The following is a 17,917-nucleotide window of genomic DNA, read 5'->3' on the forward strand; positions in this document are numbered from 1 at the left end:
CCGCCGTGAAAGGGCGGTGTCCTAGGCCTCTAGACGAAGGGGACACAAGGACATATTAATTTGAATTTTCATTCCCGCTTAACATTGGCGGTATCCTAGGCGCACTTCTAAGAACAGAAGGAGACACAAGGACCGATGTTTAGCCTCATCACTGAGGTCTTACTGTTAACTCACAAATCACTCGCTAGTCATTTGTGATAGCACCCTATCTTTATGGGATAGAGTGGTATCCCCTAGGGGATTCGAACCCCTGTTACCGCCGTGAAAGGGCGGTGTCCTAGGCCTCTAGACGAAGGGGACACAAGGACATATTAATTCGAATTTTCATTCCCGCTTAACATTGGCGGTATCCTAGGCGCACTTCTAAGAACAGAAGGAGACATAAGGACCGATGTTTAGCCTCATCACTGAGGTCTTGCGGTTATTTCACAAATCACTCGCTAGTCATTTGTGATAACACCCTATCTTTAAGGGATAGAGTGGTATCCCCTAGGGGATTCGAACCCCTGTTACCGCCGTGAAAGGGCGGTGTCCTAGGCCTCTAGACGAAGGGGACACAAGGACATATTAATTTGAATTTTCATTCCCGCTTAACATTGGCGGTATCCTAGGCGCACTTCTAAAAACAGAAGGAGACACAAGGACCGATGTTTGGCCTCATCACTGAGGTCTTACTGTTAACTCACAAATCACTCGCTAGTCATTTGTGATAGCACCCTATCTTTAGAGGATAGAGTGGTATCCCCTAGGGGATTCGAACCCCTGTTACCGCCGTGAAAGGGCGGTGTCCTAGGCCTCTAGACGAAGGGGACACAAGGACATATTAATTTGAAAACTATTAATGACTAACAGTGCTCTCGCTTAATACGGCGAATTTGGTGGAGCTAGACGGGATCGAACCGTCGACCTCTTGCATGCCATGCAAGCGCTCTCCCAGCTGAGCTATAGCCCCAAACTCTTTCGACATGACTGATATTCAGTATATATCGCAGAAACTGGATTTGTTCTTACCAAACGACTCGTTAGTCATTTGCTAGGAACCCTATGTGATAAACATAGTGGTATCCCCTAGGGGATTCGAACCCCTGTTACCGCCGTGAAAGGGCGGTGTCCTAGGCCTCTAGACGAAGGGGACACAAGGACATATTAATTCGACTTGCATTATTACTAATGCTTATCCCGCTTAATATCGGCGGTAAGTTTGGTGGAGCTAGACGGGATCGAACCGTCGACCTCTTGCATGCCATGCAAGCGCTCTCCCAGCTGAGCTATAGCCCCAAACTTATCAAGCTGTATTTAAGTGCACTACAAGCATTCGCTCGTCTGTGTCTCAACTACGGGGCGCATTCTATGCAGCGCACCTAAATGTGTCAACTCGTTTTTTAGGAATTTATTCTATCTGCTACAAATTCAATCGCTTTGGATATTCTTTGCTCAGAACGCGCCTTTCCTATTAAGAATAAGGTGATATCTAAGCCAGGAGACTGCCCTGCACCTGTCACAGCGACACGTAATGGCATACCCACTTTACCCATACCGACTTCTAATTCGGTCGCGGTAGCTTCAATCGCTTGGTGGATAGCTTCAACAGTCCACTCAGTTAATGCAGCCAGTTTTTGTTGCACTAATTGTAATGGCTCAAGCGCGACACCACGTAAGTGCTTTTTCGCTTGTTCAGCATCGAACTCTGCGAAGTCTTCATAGAAGTAGCGGCTAGAAGCGGCTAACTCTTTTAAGGTCTTAGCGCGTTCAGCCAATGCAGTCACTACCGCAGATAAAGCTGGGCCATTTGAGGTATCAATCTTTTGATCGTCCATGTGCCACTGTAAATGGCTAGCCACATATTCAGGATCAAGCGTCTTAATATAGTGTTGGTTTAACCAAACCAGTTTTTCGGTATTAAAAGCAGAAGGCGCTTTGTTGATGTCGTCTAACTTAAAGAGCTGCTTCATTTCTTCTAAAGAAAAGACTTCTTGATCGCCATGTGACCAACCTAAGCGAACTAAGTAGTTAAGCAGTGCTTCTGGCAGGTAACCATCATCACGGTATTGCATTACGCTTACCGCACCATGACGCTTAGACAACTTGGCACCGTCATCCCCTAAAATCATCGACACGTGGGCATATTCAGGAATAGGCGCGCCTAATGCTTTAAGGATGTTGATTTGACGTGGCGTGTTGTTGATATGGTCTTCACCACGAACCACACAAGTGATCCCCATGTCCCAATCGTCAACAACCACACAGAAGTTATAAGTAGGAACGCCATCGGTACGGGCAATGATCAGATCATCTAATGCATCGTTTGAAAACTCGATACGGCCACGAACATGGTCATCAAATACCACTGAACCGCCGATGGGGTTTTTAAAACGCACAACAAAAGGCTCATCGGTATCACGCGCCGGCAAGTCACGGCAGCAACCATCGTATTTTTGGGCTTCGCCATTTGCCGCTTGTGCTTCTCTTAAAGCATCGATACGTTCACGCGAGCAATAACATTTATAAGCTGTGCCCTGCTCTAACATCTGCGCGATGATTTCGTTATAACGATCAAAACGCTTAGTTTGATAGTACGGGCCCTCATCCCACGTCAAACCTAACCAGTTCATGCCTTCTAAAATGGCATCGCATGCAGCCTGAGTAGAACGTTCAATATCCGTATCTTCGATACGTAAAACAAACTCACCATTATTGGCACGGGCTTGTAACCAAGAATATAGAGCTGTACGGGCACCGCCCACGTGCAAAAAGCCTGTTGGGCTTGGGGCAAAACGCGTCTTAGTTGTCATAATGGGACACTAACCTATATAAAGTCGTCTAGATAAAGACAATCACGGTAAAAAGTGGGCTTATTCTAGCAGCCTAACTCTGCGCTGCAAATGGCACTTAGTGCAGGTATTGCAGATCCCCTCAAAGTATCTGCTCAAAGGTGAGCGCTTTAGATTGCTCTGATAAAGATGAAAATCCAGCGTCCCATATCCGAAAACAAACGCTCTAAAACCAAAGCCATATATTCGAAACTAGATCAAAGTTACGCACCTCTATTTAGAAATATGTCATCGAAATTGAGCAAAATAGATGAAGAGAATGGTGCTGCCCCCCTACTCCTTTATCATTTAAGCCGTATAAGAGAACCCTTTTCAGCCTAAAAAAGCCGTAAACCCTCAAAAGAGAACACTTAACGATGCAATTGGCTGACTTATTGGCAAGATGAGCGCTAAAGCCTGAAATGAAAATGCCAGCTAAATTGTCCAATAAAGTAACACTTTGAATGATGACGTGATTAACATTACGGCAATCCGAGCAAAAATAGCGCGACCAATGCTTTTTTCATTAAAAAGCGTTGACACTCGATCGAACCTCCCTATAATACGGCTCCACACAGCAGAGGTCGCTTAGCTCAGCTGGGAGAGCACCTCCCTTACAAGGAGGGGGTCACTGGTTCGATCCCAGTAGCGACCACCATGTGTTAAATGCAAATTTAATCATGGTATACAAGTTGTTATATGCCCGGGTCGCTTAGCTCAGCCGGGAGAGCACCTCCCTTACAAGGAGGGGGTCACTGGTTCGATCCCAGTAGCGACCACCATATACTCCTCACTCACTGTGTAGTCATTCTCCGGTCGCTTAGCTCAGCCGGGAGAGCACCTCCCTTACAAGGAGGGGGTCACTGGTTCGATCCCAGTAGCGACCACCATATTTTTAGAATGACATTAAAATTTGTATTGAAAGAATTCCGGTCGCTTAGCTCAGCCGGGAGAGCACCTCCCTTACAAGGAGGGGGTCACTGGTTCGATCCCAGTAGCGACCACCATATTCTTCAGTACTGATTTACCCCGGGTCGCTTAGCTCAGCCGGGAGAGCACCTCCCTTACAAGGAGGGGGTCACTGGTTCGATCCCAGTAGCGACCACCATATTCTGCAGTATTGATTTACCCCGGGTCGCTTAGCTCAGCCGGGAGAGCACCTCCCTTACAAGGAGGGGGTCACTGGTTCGATCCCAGTAGCGACCACCAGATTCCCCCAAAAACTTTACCCCTAGCACAACTCAACTATGCTTGATCTTAATCAGCATCTGCTTAACTGAGTCTGTAGCCCAGTATTCAATCCCATTTAAACGCTGCTGATTGTTGCCTTAGGCATATTTGGAGATCAGCACTATGGCCAGCGTCAGTCAATCTGCATCCCTCACCAATATTGCAGCGTATTTAAAACATACCCATGCCTGCGATGAACAAACCGCGCTAAGGGAAGCCCGTGAAGTCATGCAAAATCTGGTCAGCATGCGCCAAAAAGGCTTTATTACTGGCTGGTACTTCGATGAACGCGGACATTTAGAGCTGCTCCCAAGCGATGAAATCCTTAAGCGAATTGGCGAAGATCATGGCTGACTCCCGCATTGCTTCCTCTTCGCCATCTCAGCTATCCCCTGCTTCACAGTCATTTTTCAAACAGCTTTTGATCTAAAAGCAACTTATTTTGCTCAGTTAATCATCAAGCTAAAAACCTCTGCTCATGCCCCACAAAATGCAGTTTGGGTGGATTTCCACCCATAGCAAAAATCAACGTGAGCGAGATCTCACCCACAAAACTAAAAGCGTGACAAACGTCAAATGAACTACACTTTATTAACCAAACACTTACAGAGTGCATCGTAAGTTGGCGTGGTATTTGCCTTTATTAAGACAGACCTCAGGGAAATCAAGGCTGTATTCCTACTCACACTTGGTAACAAACTAACCAAGGCTGAGGACAAATCCTAACAACAGAAAAAGGAACTCAAAAATGACATTGAATCAACAGATGGGTATCACTCGTCCATTAAAAACCGTCGCAAAAATGCTGGCACTGGCCTCAGTGTTTGCGACTAGCTTTAACGTGTTTGCGGCGCCCGTTGAAATCAAGTTCTCCCACGTGGTTGCTGAAAACACGCCAAAGGGTCAAATGGCGTTGAAGTTTAAAGAATTAGTTGAACAACGTTTACCTGGTGAATATACGGTCAGTGTATTCCCTAACTCACAGTTATTTGGGGATAACAACGAGTTAGCGGCACTTCTGTTAAACGACGTGCAATTTGTAGCGCCTTCTCTTTCTAAATTTGAGCGTTACACTAAGCGCCTACAGGTTTTCGACCTGCCATTCCTGTTCAATGACATGGATGCAGTAAACCGTTTCCAACAAGGCGAAGCTGGCCAAGCCCTGCTGAACTCAATGACCCGTAAAGGGATTGTCGGTTTAGGTTATCTGCATAATGGTATGAAGCAGTTCTCTGCTAATACCCCACTCAAACAACCTTCTGATGCTAAAGGCTTAAAATTCCGCGTGATGGCATCTGACGTATTGGCTGCTCAGTTTGATGCTGTTGGCGCCATCCCAGTGAAAAAACCTTTCTCTGAAGTGTTCACTCTGCTGCAAACCCGTGCGATCGACGGTCAAGAAAACACTTGGTCAAACACCTACTCACAAAAATTCTATGAAGTTCAAAGCCAGATTACTGAAAGTAACCACGGAGTTCTGGACTACATGGTCGTGACCTCTGATGCCTTCTGGAAAGGTTTACCAGCGGATAAACGTAAAGTGATCAAAGAAGCGTTAGATGAGTCTATCGCCTTAGGTAACAAGATCGCTGCTGAAAAAGATAACGAAGACAAGCAATTAATCCTTGATTCTAAACGTTCTCAACTGGTGACCTTAACACCAGAAGAACGTCAAAAATGGATTGATGTAATGAAACCTGTTTGGGCGAAATTTGAAGACCAAGTAGGTAAAGATGTGATTGAAGCCGCTGTTGCTGCAAATAAACAATAATGAAATAAACCGCTTAACCTCTATTTGGGGTTAAGCGGTATTTGAGCGAGGGGAGTACAGCTGTGATATCGCGAATTTTTGGTTACTTTGAAGAAGGGGTGCTCAACCTCTTGATCACCTTGATGACACTCTTAGTGTTCACTGAGGTAGTGGCGCGGTTTTTCTTCAATACCGGTTTTTTATGGATCCAAGAACTGACCTTAACCCTCTGTGGTTGGTTTGTGCTTTTTGGTATGTCCTATGGGGTGAAAGTCGGTGCTCACATCGGTGTTGATGCGTTTGTAAAAAATCTGCCCCCTAAGGCTAAAAAAGTCACTTCCCTAGTGACGGCATTGATTTGCTTGGCTTATTGCGGACTGTTTTTAAAAGGTAGCTGGGAATATCTGTCACAGATGTACCAAATCGGCGTACCAATGGAAGATATTCACTTTCCTAAGTTTCTGTTAAACAGCTTAGATCCCGACTTTGCTTGGAACACCTTAAAGATTGATGTCGAAGACGGCGCTGTGCCCATTTGGTTATCCCAAAGCATTCTATTGATTGGTTTTAGCATGTTGACTTGGCGTTTCTTTGAACTGTTTATCGCCATCCTGCGCAACCAAGTCTCAGGATTCCAATTTGCCGATGAAGCGAAAGAAAGCATGCATTTAATTGATGAAGCTGCTCAGCACGCACAACAAGAAACAGACAACAAGGAAGCGAAGTAATGGCCATTGCGACCCTCTTTACTGCCCTACTCGTCTGTATGTTTTTAGGTATGCCTATCGCGATTGCGTTAGGTTTCTCAAGCATGCTGACGATTTTATTCTTCTCCAACGATTCCCTCGCCTCTGTGGCGTTAAAACTTTATGAGTCATCGTCAGAGCACTATACCCTGCTAGCGATCCCATTCTTTATTCTGTCCTCAGCCTTCCTGTCAACCGGAGGGGTGGCACGACGGATCATCGACTTTGCGATGGACAGTATCGGCCATATCCGAGGTGGTTTAGCCATGGCCTCAGTGATGGCCTGTATGTTGTTTGCCGCAGTGTCTGGCTCATCGCCTGCAACGGTGGCCGCCATTGGCTCGATTGTTATCGTCGGCATGGTAAAAGCGGGTTATCCCGAAAAATTTGCCGCTGGCGTCATTACCACTTCTGGTACCTTAGGGATTTTGATCCCACCTTCAATCGTAATGCTAGTGTATGCGGCGGCGACGGAAGTGTCGGCAGCCAGAATGTTTATGGCGGGCTTAATCCCTGGTTTGATGATGGGCTTCCTGCTGATGATAGTGATTTATATCGTCGCCCGTTTTAAAAATCTGCCATCACGCCCCTTCCCCGGCTTTAAGCAACTGGGTATTTCCAGTGCCAAAGCCTTAGGTGGTCTGGCGCTAATTCTTATCGTGTTAGGTTCAATCTACGGCGGTGTGGCCAGTCCAACCGAAGCCTCTGCCGTAGCCTGTATGTATGCCTATTTCATTGCGGTATTTGGTTATCGCGATATCGGCCCATTGAAAAATGTGGCTTGGCGTAACCCTAATGAGCCCATCCCCAACGCGATTGCCCGTAACTTAGGCCATATGGTGCTCGGGCTGATTAAAACCCCAATCGACAAAGAAATTCGCCATGTGGTGCGCGACGGGGCAAAAGTCAGCATCATGCTGCTGTTTATCATTGCCAACGCCATGCTATTCGCCCACGTGCTGACCACTGAGCGTATTCCGCATATCATTGCCGAACACATTGTTGGCATGGGCTTACCCGCTTGGGGCTTCTTAATCATTGTCAACTTACTGCTGTTAGCGGCGGGTAACTTTATGGAGCCATCGGCCATCGTGTTGATTATGGCGCCGATTTTGTTCCCGATTGCCACTCACTTAGGTATCGATCCTATTCACTTAGGTATCATCATGGTGGTGAACATGGAGATTGGTATGCTGACGCCGCCGGTGGGGCTTAACCTCTTCGTGACGGCGGGGATCACAGGCCGTAGTATCGGCTGGGTGATCCAATCCGTACTGCCGTGGTTAGCACTGATGTTGGCCTTCTTGGCACTTATCACCTATGTGCCACAAATCTCCCTGTTCTTGCCGGAATTTCTGGATAAGCTCAACGGATATTAATCTCAAGGAATAAGGATTATTCCTTGATTCTAGATAGTTTTTAAGCGAGCCTACTCAGGCTCGCTTTGTTTTATTCAGTGTGGATCAGGATCGCCTGCTATGTTGCCCATGACACCCAAGGCCAAACAACGTCTTTTAATGACCATAGTGTTACTTGCGGGCTTATTTGCCATCTTAAAATTAACCTACTGGGTGCACTTTTATCAGGGCAAAATTGAAATCCAACAGCAATCAGAAAAACAACTCAAAGAGCTGGTCAGCTTCCTCGATGGCGCCCTGTCGCGTTACGAGAGTATCCCCCATGTTTTGTCGACCAACCCCATGCTCGCCAATGTGCTCAACGATCAACAAAACCCCAAAAAAGTACAAGAACTTAACCTGTACTTGGAAGAAATTCAGCATGTGACTGAGGCATCCGATATTTATCTTATCGACGCCCTCGGTATTGCGATTGCCGCCAGCAACTGGCAACAAAGTTTTTCGTTTATCGGCAAAGACTACTCCTTCAGACCCTATTACACCGACGCGATTTCAGGCAATTTGGGCCGCTACTATGCGGTGGGCACCAGTTCGGATAAACGCGGCTTTTACTTTTCTTACCCCATTTATCAGCAAGGCGCGAAGGGTATTCTGGGTGCCATTATTGTGAAAGTGGATATCGCCGATATCGAGCAGCAAAGCACCAGTATTGCGATAGCGGGCCAGTATCAATTCCTCATCAGCGACCCCGACGATATCGTGTTTATCTCCAGTGTCGATGAATGGCGCTTAGCCTCACTTACGCCGCTGACTCAGGCGAAACAATATGCCTTAAATGCCTCGAAACGTTATGCCGAGCGGCCGATTGGTGAATTACTGATTAAACCCCAATACCAAGAAGACAGCCTGAGTAATGGCCATATCTATCAAATTCGCTCCGGCAACAGCCAGGCGCAATATATGGACACCCATCATTTAATGACCAAAGCAGGCTGGCGAGTGCATATTCTGGCGCCGATGAAACCTCTGCTCGAGTCTATGCCCGCGCTCATGCTGTTATCGGCATCCATCTATTTACTGCTCGCCTTAGGCTTACTCTTTAGTAGCGAGCGTCGCCGCAACCTACAGCGAATGCAACTCGCCCAGAGCTTATTAGAACAAAGGGTGGAAGAGCGCACCCAAGATCTGCAGCAGGCCAATAATCGCCTTAAAGATACTCAGGATGAACTCATTCAAGCGGCTAAGTTGACCGTGATAGGTAGTCTATCCGCCAGTATCAACCATGAACTGAATCAACCCTTAGCCGCCCTTCGCAGCTACGCGCAAAATACCCAAACCTTTCTCGCCCGCAATATGCCGGATAAAGCCTCTGATAATCTTAAAATTATTATCGAGCTGACCGATCGATTAGCCGATATTGTCGGTCAATTTAAAAGTTTTACCCGCAAGAGCCAAGGCAATGACAGCGCCACCGATCTCAAGGGCTGTATCAAGCAAGCCCTGACCATAGTTCAGCCCGAAATCGACAAACAAGGGGTTGAACTCGATGTGCTGCTCCCCGAAGGCCAATATCAGGTCTGGGGTGATAAGGTGAGGCTACAACAAGTGTTTGTGAATATTATGAGCAACGCGATTGTTGCCATGCAGCAATCGTCAAAACGGACACTGAGTATTAGGGTAAACTGTCAGGACAAGTTCTGTATCAGTATTCAGGACTCGGGCCCTGGGGTGCGCGAAAGCCAAATGGAGAAAATTTTTGAGCCCTATTTCACCACCAGCGAACGTACAGGGCTTGGACTCGGGTTATCCATTTCCCAGCGCATTATCGAGTCCATGCAGGGGCAAATTAATGTTGCCAATGCCGAGGACGGCGGCGCCATTTTCCACATTATTTTACCGATTTATTTAGCCGAGGAACGTCAGTCATCATGAGTCTGCCCAATTCAATTCAAGACTATAGCGTACTGATCATCGACGATGAGCCCCATATAGGCACAGTGCTCGTGCAGCTTTTTGAGCTGGAAGGCATTAAAGCCTTCGCCACTACCGATCCTAAAGGAATTGCCAAATTACTCGACAGAGACTGGGCCGGAGTAGTGATTTCCGATGTGAATATGCCGCAGCTCGATGGCATCAGTTTGATGCAGCAAATTCGTCAGCAGGACCCCGATTTACCCGTCGTGCTGCTCACCGGCTTTGGTGATATCGCTATGGCGGTCAATGCGTTAAAACAAGGGGCCTACGATTTTCTCGAAAAACCCTTTAACAACGAACACATGCTAGACGTGGTGAAGCGCGCCTTAGATAAACGCAGCCTCACTCTAGAAAACCGTAAATTAAAGAAAGAGTTAGAAAGCCATAACGTGCCAGGCCCAAGAATATTAGGTCACAGTGTCGGCATTTTGCGTATGCGTCACATCATAGACCAAGTGATCGACACCCCAGCCGATGTGCTTATTGAAGGTGAAACCGGTACGGGTAAGGAATTGGTCGCCCGCTATCTGCACGACCACAGCAGTCGCAATCAAGCCAACTTTGTGGCAATTAACTGCGGCGCGATTCCCGAAAACTTGATTGAGAGCGAGCTATTCGGTGCCGAAGCTGGCGCCTTTACTGGTGTAGATAAACTGCGTATCGGTAAGTTTGAATACGCCAATGGCGGCACACTCTTTTTAGATGAAATCGAAAGTACGCCGCTGTCGTTACAGGTCAAACTGCTGCGGGTGCTCGAAGATCGCAAGGTCGAACGCCTAGGCTCCAATAAAAGCATTCATTTGGATATTCGGGTGATTGCCGCCACTAAAGTGGATTTAAAGTCCCTGTGCGACACCGGAGAGTTTCGCCAAGACCTGCTCTATCGCTTAAATCTGGTGACAGTGCCCATTCCACCCCTCAGGGATCGCCGCGAAGATATTCCCTTATTATTCTTACATTTTGCCCGTGTGGCCTCGGCGCGCTATCACAAGGCCTTAATAGCCCTCAATGCCGAGCAGAATACTATCCTCACCTCCCACGACTGGCCGGGTAATGTGCGCGAGCTGCGAAATCTGGCCGAACGTTATGTGTTACTAGGTGGCGAAGCCGCCTTCGCCGGCACCTTAGGCAACGCGCCCAGTCTGCATACCAGTATGTCATTGCTACAACGGGTCGAGTTTTTTGAGCGGGTATTGATAGAAGAAGCCTTAAGTCATAACAAGGGCAGCATTAAGCAGACCATGGAGCAACTCGAACTGCCCCGCAAAACCTTATACGACAAGATGCGCAAGTACGATTTAGACCGCAAGCAATATATCAACGCTGACGAGTAAGCCTGTCGGTGCCAATAAAAACCCCGCAAACCGATTCACGGCTGCGGGGTTTGCTTTATCTAAGGAACTTCAAGCTAGCATTACAATGCTTATGTATCAAAAACCATATCGCAAAATAAGTGAGTCATTACTCATCCCGCACACACATGCCTTTTGAGGATTTCACATAGGGTGCGAGGATTGGCATCATGCCCTTCATCACTTGTAATGGCAGCGCCGAAGTAAAACTAAAATCGTCCGACTTACTGCCCGGCACAAAGGCGGTTAAGGTGCCGAAGTAGTTATCCCCTAAATAGAACACAAACGTCGCGGTACGGTTCATCGCCGTGGTAGCCACTTTGCGGCCCTGCTGCATCTGAGTCACAATACGGTTGTCGCCCGTACCGGTTTTACCGCCGATAGCCAACATGGCGCCATTATCGTCGGTAAAGATGCCTTTAAGCCGTCTTGCGGTGCCGTTTTCAACCACGTTAGCCAGTGCTGCCTTTAGGGCCTGAGCGACTTCGTGTCGCATCACTCGCTCACCTTGGTTATTTTGGTTATCGAGCCGTACTTCATAGGGCGTATCTTCGGCAAAGTGCAACTGATTGATCCGCACCGTCGGTAATCGGTAACCATCGTTTTGGATAATCCCCATCAATTCCGCCAGCGCCGCGGGTCTGTCTCCCGAACTGCCAAGCGCCGAACCTAAAGAAGGCACCATAGATTCAAAGGGATAGCCTAAACGCGCCCAGCGCTGATGAATGTCAAGGAAAGCCTCCACTTCAAGCATTACCTGTACCCGCACATCACGCGCGTTTTTATGGCGCGTTCTGAACAGCCAGCGATACACTTCCTGACGCTCATCCTTACTCGCCTCTTTCACATCGTTGAGGTTAGCCTCAGGATGTTGATTCAAGTAATCGAGTACCCAGAGTTCGAGTGGGTGCACTCGGGCGATATAACCTTGATCGGGCAGATTATATTTTTCAGGGCCGTACTTGTTATACAGCTCTTTAATCCGCTTATCCGTGTAATTGTTTTGTGGCAAACGCTGCTGCAAGAAGGCCTTAAATGAAGCGATGGACTCATAGGGCTGCAAGTAACGGTAAGCCGCGGTCAGTTGCTGCTCCGCTTGGGTTTGACCATCAAAAAACAGCGCTAAACGCTCATTGGGCGCCACTTTCTTATATTTACGGTAGAACTTATTCACGAAGGTATTGCCTTCGCGGTCGGCAAACACCCGCAGATATTCCTCGCGGCGTGGATCTTTATCATTACGCAGCAGGCGCGCCATATTGCCTTCGTTTTGCATACTGCTGCTGTAGTTGACTATGTCGCGCATCAAACGTACGAAGGGTAAGTTGATGGAGTTTTGCAACGCCTCGTACATGGTCGGCACTTTAAAATCTTCTGTCTTTTTAAAGTTGTTAAACACATGCAAACCACCACCGGTAAAGAATTGCTCGTTCGGTGAGGCTGAGTATTCCCGTTGCAGCGCCGCATTCAACATACGGTCGAGGCGTCTATCTGGGTTCACTATCAAGTAGTCAATCGCCCAGCGAGTAAGGTGATCGCGGGGTTCAATCTCAATTGATTCCAACTCAATACCATGCTTCTTCGAGTATTTGTCGTGGATCTCGGCAATGATCTCAAGGTAAGTCGCCAGTACCCTGAGTTTGGCCGTCGAGCCCAGCTCTAACTTACTGCCCTCGTTAATATCGAACGGTTGGTCTGTGCTGTCGGTTTGCACCCGCACACGGTTAGCCGTTGCGGTTTTTTCATAGAGAGTGAAGCTATAAAGCACATTTTGCAGCTGGCTTGGCTCGAGTAACCGCTCACCTAAGAGACCGACTTTCTCGGCCGTAGCGGCTTGCCCAAGACTGCGTAAGTATTGACTCACTTGCTGCTGCAGGTCGCTGTGCAAACTGCTATTCACGGTTAAATCGAGGCGGTCTAAATCATACAGACCGACATTTAACATCCCCGCGGTACGGATACGGATGCTGTTCACGCCCTTATCGGAACCCGACTGCGTATTACGTTGAGGCTTGGCGACTTTAAACTGCAACTTTTGAGCAAGTGCGGCATCCCTCAGCGGTCGGTCAATCAGGTAATATTGGCCGAGCAAACGGATATGGCTGTCGACCAGTTCCTCTAAGTCCTCGTGCCCCTGCAATAGATAATAGGAAGGACGGCGCTGGGCAATCATCAAGGCCACCACTTGGCGGAACACTTGACCACGCTTAGCGGCATTGGCTTTGATTTGCGGCGAAGCTAACAGTTGGTTCGCCGTGTCGAAATCCGTACCAAACCAGGCCCATAGGCCATCTCCAATACCGTGTACTTCACCATGGTTAGGCGCGGAGGATAAAGGTACAGTGTTTAAATAGTCTTGAATAATGCGCTTACGAGCAGGCTCAGTTATTTCACCCTGCTGATAAACCCGCACTGTGGCCGAGCCAATTTGCAGCAGTTTATCCTTGATGCTTAGGGTTAACCCTTGGGAGGAATGGCGGAACTTCTCAATTTGTGTCGCCAGCGTACTGCCGCCTGCGGTAGAGACATTCATCCCCACCATTTCAGCGATTTGGCTCATCCCCGCCACAATAAAGCGTGGCCAGTCGATCACCGGATTAAGCTTTGGCTCAGTCGTCCACAGCTCGCGGTTTTCAATAAATAACAAGGTATTGACGATTTCATTGGGGATTTTATCGTCATCCTGGTACACACGTTTAGGATAAGTAAACTCGTACAGATCGGTATTGCGACAATCCAGCAGCGTTAATCCCGATTGCGCCTTCTCATGGTAAGGCGGGAAAAAGCCCATCTGGGCGTATTCCTGTAGCGCAGGGGAAAACTCCACTTGCTGCGTCACTTGGAAATTACGCTGTAGCAATCTATCGATGTACTGGGGCAACTTACTGTAGCCATGACGTTCATCGAAGGGTCCGTAACTTGGATAGATAATTGACTGAGTGGGCTGATTTTTCAGCTCATAGGTCAAGGTCTTCGCATATTGATGAACATACTTAGACTGGAAATAAGAGGTTTTAACCTCCTGCCCAACCAAAATCGCCACACAGATAATCAGAATAAAAAATAAGAACCAGACACGCCCCTTAGATCTCGGCTTGCGCTGACGCTTAGCCTTAGGTTCGGGTTGTGGCGGACGAGGACGATAATTTTCGAATTGCATTTCTTGCGTAGAATTAGGCAAAACGGCTCCCAAAAATCACTTAACAAATCCTTTCTACGTGGGAAAGTTCCCAACCTATGCTCAACACATCCAGTATCAGGGCAAAACTCACACTTAAGTTCGTCCACTGTGCATGAGTCTGCAAATACATTCCTTTGCCTTCATTGAGCAAGATCTAACAACACAGGATCATTGCATTTCTTGTTAGATCTCACCGTATTTTAATGAGTTGGCAGCGCGCCTCAAAGTGGTTAGCGTAAAAATACTTAGCTACTTATCGCAAGTGCTAACCGCGCTTGAGGCTTCAATCAATCCCAAATAAATTCACGAAAATGCTTGCGGCAAACCGATTCGTAACTTTCATTACCGCCAATCGCCACCTGCTCACCTTCGCGCATCACTTTACCTTCACCATCGAGACGCACCACCATATTGGCCTTGCGTCCACAGTGACAAATGGTTTTCAGTTCAACTAACTTATCGGCCCATGCCAACAAATAATGACTGCCAGTGAAGAGTTCACCTTGGAAGTCGGTACGTAAACCATAGCACAAAACTGGGATATCAATTTTATCAACAACATAAGTAAGTTGTTTGACTTGCTCTTTGCTTAAGAATTGGCACTCGTCCACCAGCACACAGCTCAAGTGATTCTGTTTGTGCGCCGTGGTGATCATGTCTATCAGATTGTCGTGGCTGCTAAATACCTGGGCATCGGTTTCAATACCAATACGCGATGCCACCTTACCTTTACCGTATCTGTCGTCGATAGAGGCCGTCATCACTAGGGTATTCATGCCGCGCTCACGGTAGTTATAGGAAGATTGTAATAGAGAGGTGGATTTACCCGCATTCATTGCTGAATAGTAAAAATACAATTGCGCCAAAACGAATCCCTTTTTTAACTTAAATTTATTGTTTCTCTGTTGCCAGAGCTTATGGCGCCTAGTTTACCATTGCGCCGTCCCCTAACACACTAGGCCAATCTCAGCTTTTCTACTGAAATCCCAATCTGACTATCACGAACGGGTATTAAACCAACGCGATCTTCCACCTCGGTTTAGCGTGATTGTTCGTATTTCCGTCCAAACCAGAAAATAGTCATCAGGCAAACCCTGTCACAGTTCAATTGTTACAATAAGCTTAATTCAACCTTAAATATTGTTTTACATAAGAAAAAACACATTAACAAATATTTAAAATTGAGATCTACCTCCAAAGATATAGGATCAAATGCGGTTTGGTTCAAAAAACAAACATCTCAATATCCGTATTATTTCCTCGAGACAAATGTACTCACAAAAACAAAAAAAGTTATTCGAACGCTTGCAAATTAAATCAGCGGCTCAAAGCACTAATCTCCCCTGCAAATTTAGTGCTGCAATCCGTGCCTTTAAATGCGTATTGGATTAAATGGAGATTATGATGAGAATATTCACATCTAAAAAACTGGCATACCTAGTAGCATTAACCTTAACCGGTGCACTCGTAGGTTGTGGCAGTGATGGTAAAGACGGCGCACCAGGCCAACCCGGCGATCCAGGACAACCCGGTAAACCCGGAGATCCATGGACGCCACCACCAGTCACAAGCTCGCTAGTGACCAATGTTAAAGTACTTGGCTACAGCTTTGGCGAAGGTAGTATCACCTATGAATTTGAAGTCACCGACGAAAACGGCAACTTAGTCAATGGCCTGTTAAATGCCGAAGCTAAAGTCGCCGCCTTAACCGACAAGGGCTTTATTAATAACCGCACCGAAGCCGACATTAACAATGTCGCCGACAACGTGCATATCGGCGGCGCTGCAACTCAAGCCACTGAAGGCGCTGAAATCAAGTCGCTAGGCGATGGTCATTACAGCTTTAAAGCTCCAATGAAAGGTGTCAACGCCAGTACTGAAGGCATCGTCTGGCTCAGAGTCGGAGGTAACAGCGAAAGCGGTATTGCGCGCTCTGCGCCAATGGTTGTGAATAAGCCTGAAGGCACGCATTCAACCACCACCGACAGCTGCTATGCTTGTCACGTCGATTACGCCACTAGCCCACGTCGCCATGCTAGCTATGTCGCCACAGGTATGGACAGCGAGGTCACTTTCGTTGAAGGCTGTTTAGTCTGTCACGGCTCGGTGAGCCGTGGCGCGAAAAACGCTGAAGGCTTCTCTATCGGCGGTTACGCCACCAATACACTGTCTAAGATTGGTCACATTAATCACCAGAAATTCACTAAAGATTTCAGCGTGATGAACTGTACTTCTTGCCACGTTGAAGCGCCAACCAATATCAGCGTTTCAGGCCCTGGTTGTATCGACTGTCACAACACTGGTGGCGTACCAGGTGCGATTGTGCCAAGTAATGGTGCCGATGTACGCCCAATGCATGAAGGCAAAGAAGGCATTACCGAGCGTCAAGCTATCCGTGCTAAGTACCAAGTAACACTCTCAACCCCCGTAAAAGTAGATGATATTTCCACCTTAACCGATCACTATGCGCCAGATGGCTCAAGCGTAGCTAAAGCAGAACCCGGTTGGTGTACCACCATCACAGTGAAAGACACCGACGGCAACATCTTTAGCATTAAAGATAACTTCAACTACTCAGATCCTCTGGTATTTGATGCCAAGAAGCCGATTGTCTACGCTGGTGCCTATCTGCATGCTTATGACAACAACACCTTAGTAGGCCGCCCAGGTAACCGTACAAACTATTACTATGGTTACAACACCGATGGTACTAAGAATATCTGTCACCTACTGACGGATATCAGCGCAGTAAACGCTAACTATGCCTACTCTGCACGGGTCACCTTCAGCACTGCAGGCTGGATGGAGTACGACGGTAATCAACGCTATCAAAGCAATGGTAACCTCAGAGCCAAGGGTTATGACGGTTCAATGGGTGTTTCTTTCACCGCCTACTCAGATGTGGTAAATCCAGTAAGTGCTGAGAAAGTATCAGGTTTTGAACGTCGCACTGTGATCAGCGATAACAGCTGTACGACTTGCCACAACGATGCCACCGCTTTCCACAAAAACGGTGCATTCGATCAAGGCGGTAACGGTTGTATTGCCTGTCACGATAACGGTATGGCGCGGACTTCGGCCACACTGGGTGCAGGTTTTGGTCCTATGATCCACAGCTGGCACTGGGGTAATGGTGCAAATGTTGGTGAGATGAAGGCCGACGGCACCCAAGCCAAGACAGCGAACGGCGCAGGCGCTATCAACCCAGTCACTAGCTGTGTTGCCTGTCACGAAACCGCTATTGATTTAAACAAAGTGCCAAATCAATACATTCTTGAACCCGGCAGCAAGATGACCAGCCCTGTTACTGCTAACTGTTATGCCTGCCATACTGGCGATGCAGTCAAAGCTCACATGGTGAGCAACGGTGGCGAGATCAGCGTGCCAGCCACTGGCGATTGGTTCAAGCAACCTACGGGTGAATCTTGTGCCGTGTGCCACAACACAGGTAGCAGCTCTGGTATCGACAAGTACCATAACTTTACCCGTAAATAACTAGTCGTCCCGCTATTTTCC

The 17,917-nt window shown here is 47.5% G+C and carries 10 protein-coding genes and 12 tRNA genes; 13 read left to right on the forward strand and 9 right to left on the reverse strand.

Annotated features, from left to right (window positions below):
• Positions 1-224: 224 nt before the first annotated feature.
• From L2713_RS05425 to gltX, 7 genes are all read right to left on the reverse strand, one after another.
• Positions 225-300 (reverse strand) — tRNA-Glu (locus L2713_RS05425).
• Positions 301-480: 180 nt separating this feature from the next.
• Positions 481-556: transfer RNA gene (locus tag L2713_RS05430), tRNA-Glu, on the reverse strand.
• A 180-nt stretch (positions 557-736) separates the two neighbouring features.
• Positions 737-812 (reverse strand) — tRNA-Glu (locus tag L2713_RS05435).
• A gap of 64 nt (positions 813-876) precedes the next feature.
• A tRNA-Ala gene (locus L2713_RS05440) sits at positions 877-952 on the reverse strand.
• 107 nt (positions 953-1,059) lie between these two features.
• Positions 1,060-1,135, reverse strand: a tRNA-Glu gene (locus tag L2713_RS05445).
• Positions 1,136-1,202: 67 nt separating this feature from the next.
• Positions 1,203-1,278 (reverse strand) — tRNA-Ala (locus tag L2713_RS05450).
• Between the two features lie 104 nt (positions 1,279-1,382).
• On the reverse strand, positions 1,383-2,792 hold the full coding sequence (gltX, locus tag L2713_RS05455; protein ID WP_011625747.1) for a glutamate--tRNA ligase: 1,410 nt from the start codon (positions 2,790-2,792) through the stop codon (positions 1,383-1,385).
• 600 nt (positions 2,793-3,392) lie between these two features.
• Here gltX and L2713_RS05460 point away from each other — a divergent pair.
• The 12 genes from L2713_RS05460 to L2713_RS05515 all read left to right on the forward strand — a co-directional run bounded on the left by L2713_RS05460 (position 3,393) and on the right by L2713_RS05515 (position 11,202).
• Positions 3,393-3,468, forward strand: a tRNA-Val gene (locus L2713_RS05460).
• A 48-nt stretch (positions 3,469-3,516) separates the two neighbouring features.
• A tRNA-Val gene (locus L2713_RS05465) sits at positions 3,517-3,592 on the forward strand.
• Positions 3,593-3,624: 32 nt separating this feature from the next.
• Positions 3,625-3,700: transfer RNA gene (locus L2713_RS05470), tRNA-Val, on the forward strand.
• A 41-nt stretch (positions 3,701-3,741) separates the two neighbouring features.
• Positions 3,742-3,817, forward strand: a tRNA-Val gene (locus L2713_RS05475).
• A gap of 25 nt (positions 3,818-3,842) precedes the next feature.
• Positions 3,843-3,918, forward strand: a tRNA-Val gene (locus tag L2713_RS05480).
• Positions 3,919-3,943: 25 nt separating this feature from the next.
• A tRNA-Val gene (locus tag L2713_RS05485) sits at positions 3,944-4,019 on the forward strand.
• Positions 4,020-4,163: 144 nt separating this feature from the next.
• Positions 4,164-4,394 carry a hypothetical protein gene (locus tag L2713_RS05490; RefSeq protein ID WP_011073026.1) on the forward strand — a complete coding sequence of 77 codons (231 nt, stop codon included), beginning with the start codon at positions 4,164-4,166 and terminating at the stop codon, positions 4,392-4,394.
• Positions 4,395-4,788: 394 nt separating this feature from the next.
• Positions 4,789-5,811 carry a TRAP transporter substrate-binding protein gene (locus tag L2713_RS05495; RefSeq protein ID WP_248967222.1) on the forward strand — a complete coding sequence of 341 codons (1,023 nt, stop codon included), beginning with the start codon at positions 4,789-4,791 and terminating at the stop codon, positions 5,809-5,811.
• A 62-nt stretch (positions 5,812-5,873) separates the two neighbouring features.
• The gene (locus L2713_RS05500) at positions 5,874-6,518 is read left to right on the forward strand and encodes a TRAP transporter small permease (protein ID WP_011622146.1); all 645 of its coding nucleotides are present in this window, start codon (positions 5,874-5,876) and stop codon (positions 6,516-6,518) included.
• On the forward strand, positions 6,518-7,915 hold the full coding sequence (locus L2713_RS05505) for a TRAP transporter large permease (protein WP_248967223.1): 1,398 nt from the start codon (positions 6,518-6,520) through the stop codon (positions 7,913-7,915). The genes L2713_RS05500 and L2713_RS05505 overlap by 1 nt, the downstream gene beginning before the upstream one ends.
• 99 nt (positions 7,916-8,014) lie before the next feature.
• The gene (locus L2713_RS05510) at positions 8,015-9,826 is read left to right on the forward strand and encodes a sensor histidine kinase (RefSeq protein WP_011622144.1); all 1,812 of its coding nucleotides are present in this window, start codon (positions 8,015-8,017) and stop codon (positions 9,824-9,826) included.
• The gene (locus L2713_RS05515; protein WP_248967224.1) at positions 9,823-11,202 is read left to right on the forward strand and encodes a sigma-54-dependent transcriptional regulator; all 1,380 of its coding nucleotides are present in this window, start codon (positions 9,823-9,825) and stop codon (positions 11,200-11,202) included. Before L2713_RS05510 ends, L2713_RS05515 begins: the two co-directional genes overlap by 4 nt.
• A gap of 127 nt (positions 11,203-11,329) precedes the next feature.
• Here L2713_RS05515 and L2713_RS05520 read toward each other — a convergent pair whose 3' ends face one another.
• Together L2713_RS05520 and L2713_RS05525 are read right to left on the reverse strand one after the other, a co-directional pair.
• Complete coding sequence (locus L2713_RS05520; protein WP_248967225.1) at positions 11,330-14,401, reverse strand: transglycosylase domain-containing protein; 3,072 nt, start codon at positions 14,399-14,401, stop codon at positions 11,330-11,332.
• Positions 14,402-14,688: 287 nt separating this feature from the next.
• Entirely contained in the window at positions 14,689-15,267 is a 579-nt protein-coding gene (locus L2713_RS05525; RefSeq protein ID WP_011622141.1) for a thymidine kinase, read from the reverse strand.
• 538 nt (positions 15,268-15,805) lie between these two features.
• On the opposite strand from L2713_RS05525, the gene L2713_RS05530 reads away from it, so the two are divergent.
• Positions 15,806-17,896: a multiheme c-type cytochrome gene (locus L2713_RS05530; RefSeq protein WP_248967226.1), complete on the forward strand. Its 2,091-nt coding sequence runs from the start codon at positions 15,806-15,808 to the stop codon at positions 17,894-17,896.
• Positions 17,897-17,917 lie beyond the last annotated feature (21 nt).

This window comes from Shewanella seohaensis (genome assembly GCF_023283775.1).
Classification (GTDB): Bacteria; Pseudomonadota; Gammaproteobacteria; order Enterobacterales; family Shewanellaceae; genus Shewanella; species Shewanella seohaensis.